This is a genomic window from Streptococcus vestibularis ATCC 49124, assembly GCF_000188295.1.
In the GTDB taxonomy this organism is placed as follows: Bacteria; Bacillota; Bacilli; order Lactobacillales; family Streptococcaceae; genus Streptococcus; species Streptococcus vestibularis.
Window position 1 is genome coordinate 1,172,228 of record NZ_GL831112.1, and the last position, 6,214, is coordinate 1,178,441.

The 6,214-nt window shown below is 39.0% G+C and carries 6 protein-coding genes and 1 pseudogene; all 7 read right to left on the bottom strand.

Going from position 1 to position 6,214, the window contains the following annotated elements:
- Window positions 1-130, bottom strand: a pseudogene (locus HMPREF9425_RS10605) (cell division protein FtsQ/DivIB); the annotation flags it as partial.
- A gap of 9 nt (window positions 131-139) precedes the next feature.
- Window positions 140-1,210: a UDP-N-acetylglucosamine--N-acetylmuramyl-(pentapeptide) pyrophosphoryl-undecaprenol N-acetylglucosamine transferase gene (locus tag HMPREF9425_RS05740; RefSeq protein WP_003093920.1), complete on the bottom strand. Its 1,071-nt coding sequence runs from the start codon at window positions 1,208-1,210 to the stop codon at window positions 140-142.
- Between the two features lie 3 nt (window positions 1,211-1,213).
- Window positions 1,214-2,566: a UDP-N-acetylmuramoyl-L-alanine--D-glutamate ligase gene (gene murD / locus HMPREF9425_RS05745; protein ID WP_003097447.1), complete on the bottom strand. Its 1,353-nt coding sequence runs from the start codon at window positions 2,564-2,566 to the stop codon at window positions 1,214-1,216.
- Between the two features lie 123 nt (window positions 2,567-2,689).
- Window positions 2,690-2,962: a DUF3165 family protein gene (locus HMPREF9425_RS05750; RefSeq protein ID WP_003093713.1), complete on the bottom strand. Its 273-nt coding sequence runs from the start codon at window positions 2,960-2,962 to the stop codon at window positions 2,690-2,692.
- 19 nt (window positions 2,963-2,981) lie between these two features.
- Window positions 2,982-4,832 carry a translational GTPase TypA gene (typA, locus tag HMPREF9425_RS05755; RefSeq protein WP_003094855.1) on the bottom strand — a complete coding sequence of 617 codons (1,851 nt, stop codon included), beginning with the start codon at window positions 4,830-4,832 and terminating at the stop codon, window positions 2,982-2,984.
- A gap of 138 nt (window positions 4,833-4,970) precedes the next feature.
- Window positions 4,971-5,939 carry an ROK family glucokinase gene (locus tag HMPREF9425_RS05760; protein ID WP_003094633.1) on the bottom strand — a complete coding sequence of 323 codons (969 nt, stop codon included), beginning with the start codon at window positions 5,937-5,939 and terminating at the stop codon, window positions 4,971-4,973.
- Complete coding sequence (locus HMPREF9425_RS05765) at window positions 5,932-6,138, bottom strand: YqgQ family protein (RefSeq protein ID WP_003097448.1); 207 nt, start codon at window positions 6,136-6,138, stop codon at window positions 5,932-5,934. Before HMPREF9425_RS05765 ends, HMPREF9425_RS05760 begins: the two co-directional genes overlap by 8 nt.
- Window positions 6,139-6,214 lie beyond the last annotated feature (76 nt).

Below are 6,214 nucleotides of genomic sequence, written 5' to 3' on the forward strand. Positions count from 1 at the left end.
GATAAACGCCTGTTTTGTTAGTCATCTCTTCTGAATCTTTGGTTTCTTTTTTTCTCAAAAATTCTAGATTTCGCTTCTGCCACTCCGTCAGAACTTTTTTTTCTTGTGATTTTTGATCCTTTTTTGCCATGAAATTCCTTTATTTATTTGAAATACTAGTCACTAATAGTTTGTAAAAATCATCAGGAGAAGTGATTTCCTCAGATTTAGCCATAGCTTCTTTGTAAGTCTCTGCATGTTCAACAAGTTGTTCAAGCTCGTGATTTAATGTCTCCCAACTTAATTCTGGTTCCTGCAATTGACGAGCGTAACCCTTTCTTTCAAAATAGTCAGCATTTTCAAGTTGGTCCCCACGGCTAGCTTCTTTTCCTAGAGGAACGATTAAATGAAGTTTTTTCATAGCCAACAATTCAAAAATAGTATTTGAACCACCACGAGTTACAACTAAATCAGCCATATCCATAAGAGGTTGGTACAAATCTGTCACATAATCAACTCTATAAAGATGACGCTCCAGGGTATTTAATGAAGAATCCCCAGATATATTGATGATATTATAGTGCTCAATCAGTTCTGGAGTTTTGCTAATAAAATCATTAAACACCTTTGCACCAGCTGATCCCCCAATAAAAAGGACTGTTTTTAGTTTCTCATCAAACTGTTCTTTAACCTCATCTAGTTGATCTGAATTATCAGACCTTGTCATACCCACCTTAGTAATAGCACCGACATGCTTTGTCTTCACCAAAGCTTTTGATTGTTCAAAAGTCGTAAACATAGTAGTTGCAAACTTGTATGCGATTTTATTGGCTAAGCCCATAGACAAGTCAGACTCGTGAACATATACAGGAACTCTTAATAATTTAGATGCGATAACTGGTGGCACAGATACAAATCCACCTTTTGAAAAGAGTGCTTGAGGACGAATCTTAGCAATGATTGCAATTGACTGTAGAATCCCCCAACCAACTTTAAAGACATCCAACATGTTTTGCCATGAAAAATAACGACGTAGTTTACCTGTAGCGATACTATGGAAGGTTACATCTAAACCAGACTTATCAATTTGTTCGTGTTCGATACCATGTTTATCACCGATATAGTGCACTTCCCATCCATCTTTTAGAAACTTTGGAATTAAGATAAGATTTAAGGTCACATGTCCAACTGTCCCTCCACCAGTAAAAACAATCTTTTTCGATTTTGCCATAGCCTATCCCTTCAATCGCTCAACAGTTGTGATAAATTCATCACCACGCACTTCGAAATTCTTGTACATATCCCAACTTGCGTTAGCGGGACTCAACAGGACAACATCTCCTGCACTAGCTTGTTCAAAGGCAATACGTGTCGCATCGGCCACGTCTTTGGCATCCAGATGGGTCACACCAGCTCTATCTGCAGCACGTTTGACACGAGGAGCTGATTCTCCCAAAATTACCATTTTCTTAAGACCAATAATATCAGGAATGAGTTCATCGAATTCATTACCACGGTCCAACCCACCGGCAATCAAAATGACTTTACTATTATCAAAGCCAGAAAGTGCTTTTTGTGTCGCTAAAATATTTGTTGACTTACTATCATTATAGAATTTTACATTATCAATCGTATCAACAAATTGAAGACGGTGTTTAACCCCACCAAAGCTTGAGAGAGTTTCTTTAATTGCCTGGTTGGAAACACTTGACAATTTTGCTACAGCAATTGTCGCTAAAGCATTTTCAACATTGTGACTTCCTGGAACTCCAAGTTCATCAGCATGCATTACCAATTCACCTTTGAAGTAGAGGCCACCATTTTCCAGATAAGCACCATCTACTTTTTCCACAGTTGAGAAGGGAACGACTTGTGCATTTGTTTGCGTAGCTAACTCTTTAGCCAAATCTTGATTAAAGTTTAAAATAACAAAATCGTCTGATGTCATTTTGTTTTGAATATTCCATTTGGCAGCCACGTATCCTTCAAAGCTACCATGGTAGTCAATATGCGTCGGCATCAAGTTCGTAATCACAGCAATATGTGGATGGAAGCTCTCAATTCCCATCAATTGGAAGGAAGACAACTCCATAACCAAAGTATCCTGATTTGTCACTGATTGCGCTACTTCTGATGCAGGGAAACCAATATTCCCAGACAAGACACCTGACTTGCCACCATAATTTAAAACATCAGCAATCATAGTTGTTGTGGTTGTCTTACCGTTTGAACCTGTAATACCGATAATTGGTGCTTCAGAGACTAGGTAAGCCAACTCAACTTCAGTCCAAACTGGAATTTCTTTTTCAAGCGCACGAGCTACCATTGGATTATCATACCGAATTCCAGGATTCTTGACCATTAATTCAAAATTTTCATCCAAAAGTTCAAGAGGATGTCCACCACAGACAACCTTAATTCCTTCTTCAAGAAGCGCCTGTGCTGATGGGTTTTCTTCAAATGGTTTACCGTCATTTACTGTGACAATAGCACCCAACTTAGCCAAAAGACGAGCCGCTGCTTCACCAGATTTAGCCAAACCAAGGACTAAAACTTTTTTATTTTCAAATTGTGTTATTAATTTCATAATTCATCCACTCTCTCAAATTGTATCATAACCATTTTACCCTTTATCACAAGCTATTTCAAGGAGTAGTCTTTTCTAGATACAGAAAAAAAGCCAATCTGTTAGATTGGCTTTAATATCATGCTACTTATTTTCATCTTGTTGAGCTTTATCACGATTGAGCTCTGGCATGGCGAAAAAATCTTTCAAGGTGAAATAGCTTAATGCAAGCATTCCTACCGTGACAAAGAACTCACCAGGTAAACTGAAGAATTTAATGATTGATAACACTGCTAAAAGCAAGAGCAATGCTAAGGTAGCCATGACAAAGAGAAGATTCATAGTGTTTTTTACCGACTTTGGTGCAATAAAGAAATAGAATGAAGCAATCAATATGGCAACAATCAGATAAAACATCTCTTCTCCTATCTAAAGATTATTCAGCTTCCGCCGCTTTTTTCTTACGTTTATTAGCTTTATCACGCTCTGCTTTATTCAAAATTTGTTTACGCAAGCGAATAGATTCAGGTGTTACTTCCATGTATTCATCATCATCCAAGAATTCAAGTGATTCTTCAAGTGTCAAGATACGTGGAGTCTTAATAACAGCCGTCTGGTCCTTAGTAGCTGAACGCACGTTTGTCATTTGTTTTGCTGTAGTAATGTTAACACCAAGGTCATTTTCACGAGCATTCTCACCGACAATCATACCTTCATAAACTTCAGTACCTGGGTTAACAAAGATAGTACCACGTTCTTCGATACGCATAATTGAGTAAGTTGTCGCTTTACCTGTATCGATAGAAACGAGGGCACCACGGTGACGGCCACCAATTTCACCAGCAACAACTGGCAAGTATTGGTCGAAGGTATGGTTCATGATACCGTAACCACGTGTCATAGACAAGAATTCAGTAGAGAATCCGATAAGTCCACGAGCTGGTACAAGGAAGATAAGGCGAGTTTGACCATTACCAACCATTTGCATATCAAGCATGTCACCTTTACGTTCTGAAAGGGCTTGGATGATAGAACCTTGGTACTCTTCTGGAGTATCAATTTGAACACGTTCAAATGGTTCGCATTTCACTCCGTCAATTTCCTTGATGATAACTTCTGGACGTGACACTTGAAGTTCATATCCTTCACGACGCATTGTTTCGATAAGGATTGATAAGTGCAATTCACCACGACCTGAGACAGTCCATTTATCTGGTGAATCAGTTGGATCAACACGTAGTGAAACGTCTGTTTGCAACTCAGCCAAAAGACGCTCTTCGACTTTACGTGATGTCACGTGTTTACCTTCGCGACCAGCAAATGGTGAGTTATTTGCCAAGAAAGTCATTTGAAGTGTTGGTTCGTCAATACGAAGAACTGGCAATGGTTCAACAGCATCAGTTGGTGTGATTGTTTCACCGACAAAGATATCTTCCATACCTGAGATAGCAATCAAGTCACCAGCTTTGGCTTCTTCAATTTCACGACGCTCCAAACCAAAGAAACCGAAAAGTTTAGTAACACGGAAGTTCTTTGTTGTTCCGTCAAGTTTCGAAAGGGTAACTTGGTCACCAACTTTTACAGTTCCACGGAAGATACGTCCAATACCGATACGACCAACGAAATCATTGTAGTCAAGAAGCGACACTTGGAATTGAAGAGGCTCATCTGAGTTATCTACAGGAGCTGGGATGTGTTCAATAATAGTGTCAAAGATTGGAGCCATAGTGTGCTCTTGATCAGCAGGGTTATCTGACAATGATGATGTTCCATTAATAGCTGATGCATAAACAACTGGGAATTCCAATTGATCATCATCTGCACCGAGTTCAATGAATAGTTCTAGGACTTCATCAACAACTTCTTCAGGACGAGCTGAGGGTTTATCAATCTTGTTGACAACAACAATTGGTGTCAAATTTTGCTCAAGAGCTTTTTTCAATACAAAACGTGTTTGAGGCATTGTCCCTTCATAAGCATCGACGACAAGAACAACACCGTCAACCATTTTCATGATACGTTCAACTTCTCCACCAAAGTCCGCGTGCCCTGGTGTGTCCATGATATTGATACGAGTACCTTTGTAAGCAACGGCTGTATTCTTAGCAAGGATGGTAATACCACGCTCTTTTTCAAGATCGTTAGAGTCCATTGCACGCTCATCAAGTTCCTTACGTTCATCAAGGGTGTGTGATTGTTTCAACAATTCATCTACAAGTGTTGTTTTTCCGTGGTCAACGTGGGCAATAATGGCAACGTTACGGATATCTTCTCTAAGTTTAGTCATTTTTTCCTCTTTATTATTTATTTCAACTTTTCAAGTATACCACATTTTCAATAAAATGGCAGAGATCAGATAATTGTAAACGTTTTTCAACAAAAAAAGTGCTACCTTCCCTTATCCGGTTAGGCGCACTTTATCTCATTATTTGTCAATACTACAAGCAAGACTAGCAGCTCCAATGATTCCCGCATCATTTCCAAGCTCCGCTAATTTCACTTTTGTTGTACGGCGAACTTGTGGGAATGCATAACGTTTAAAGTATCCTTCAACACGACTACGCAAAAACTCTCCTGCGGCAGAAACACCTCCACCGATAACAACAGAATCTGGGTTAAGAATGTTTGAGATGTTTGCTGTTGCAAGTCCGAGGTATTCAGAGACTTTATCAACAATGCTATTAGCAAACTTATCACCTTCAGCAGCAGCTACGAAGATATCTTTACTTGTCACTTGCTCACCATTGTCTACAGCAGCTTTAATAGAAGAGTTTCCTTCGTATCCTTCTGCCAAATAATGTGCTAAACGTACAACACCTGTTGCTGAAGCTACAGTTTCCAGACACCCCTTGTTTCCGCAAGTACAGTCAAATCCTGTTTCAGGTTCAACAATAATGTGACCAATTTCTCCACCAGCACCGGCAACACCATGAATTAAGTTACCATCAGCGATAACACCGCCACCAACACCTGTTCCCAATGTTACAAAGACAACATCCGGATTGTTAGCACCAGCACCAACCCAACGTTCACCCAGTGCAGCCACATTAGCATCATTATCAATAGCGAATGGAATACCAAGTTCTTTTTCAATGACAGAGCCAACTTCTTGAGTTTCTGCCCAGTTCAAGTTAAAAGCACCCGTTACTGTTTTATTTTCTCGGTCAACTGCACCTGGAGATCCCATACCAATTCCAATAAAATCTTCAGCAGTAAGTCCATACATTTCCAAACGGTGTTTCAAAGACTCTACAATGTTAGGAACAATGTGGCTACCATTTTCAAGCGTATTTGTTTCAATAGCCCATTTTTCTTGAACTTCACCATCTGCAGTCAAAATACCAAACTTAACAGTTGTTCCACCAAGGTCAATACCTAAGAGTTTCTTACTCATTTTCTTTCTCCATTTCAATGCGATGTTCACGTCGTAAAATCATTTCAGCAATAAGATAGTTTTCCTTGTCTATCAAAGCATTCTGATAAAGAGCTTCCAATTCAATCTTCATTATCTCGATATCATAGAGCCTTTTACCCAAGTAAACTACTATCCCAAACTGCTTCAACAACTGTTGAACGTCATATAATGTTTTCATAGAAATATTTTAGCAAAAAGCTTAAGGCATGACAAGATAATTTTGAAAACCTTTACAGATTATTATGTAACTAGAC

Coding starts and splice junctions, on each gene's coding strand:
- HMPREF9425_RS05740 (WP_003093920.1), bottom strand. CDS start 1,210: ATGGCAAAATCGAAAAAGATTGTTTTTACTGGTGGAGGGACAGTTGGA.
- murD (WP_003097447.1), bottom strand. CDS start 2,566: ATGAAATTAATAACACAATTTGAAAATAAAAAAGTTTTAGTCCTTGGT.
- HMPREF9425_RS05750 (WP_003093713.1), bottom strand. CDS start 2,962: ATGTTTTATCTGATTGTTGCCATATTGATTGCTTCATTCTATTTCTTT.
- typA (WP_003094855.1), bottom strand. CDS start 4,832: ATGACTAAACTTAGAGAAGATATCCGTAACGTTGCCATTATTGCCCAC.
- HMPREF9425_RS05760 (WP_003094633.1), bottom strand. CDS start 5,939: ATGAGTAAGAAACTCTTAGGTATTGACCTTGGTGGAACAACTGTTAAG.
- HMPREF9425_RS05765 (WP_003097448.1), bottom strand. CDS start 6,138: ATGAAAACATTATATGACGTTCAACAGTTGTTGAAGCAGTTTGGGATA.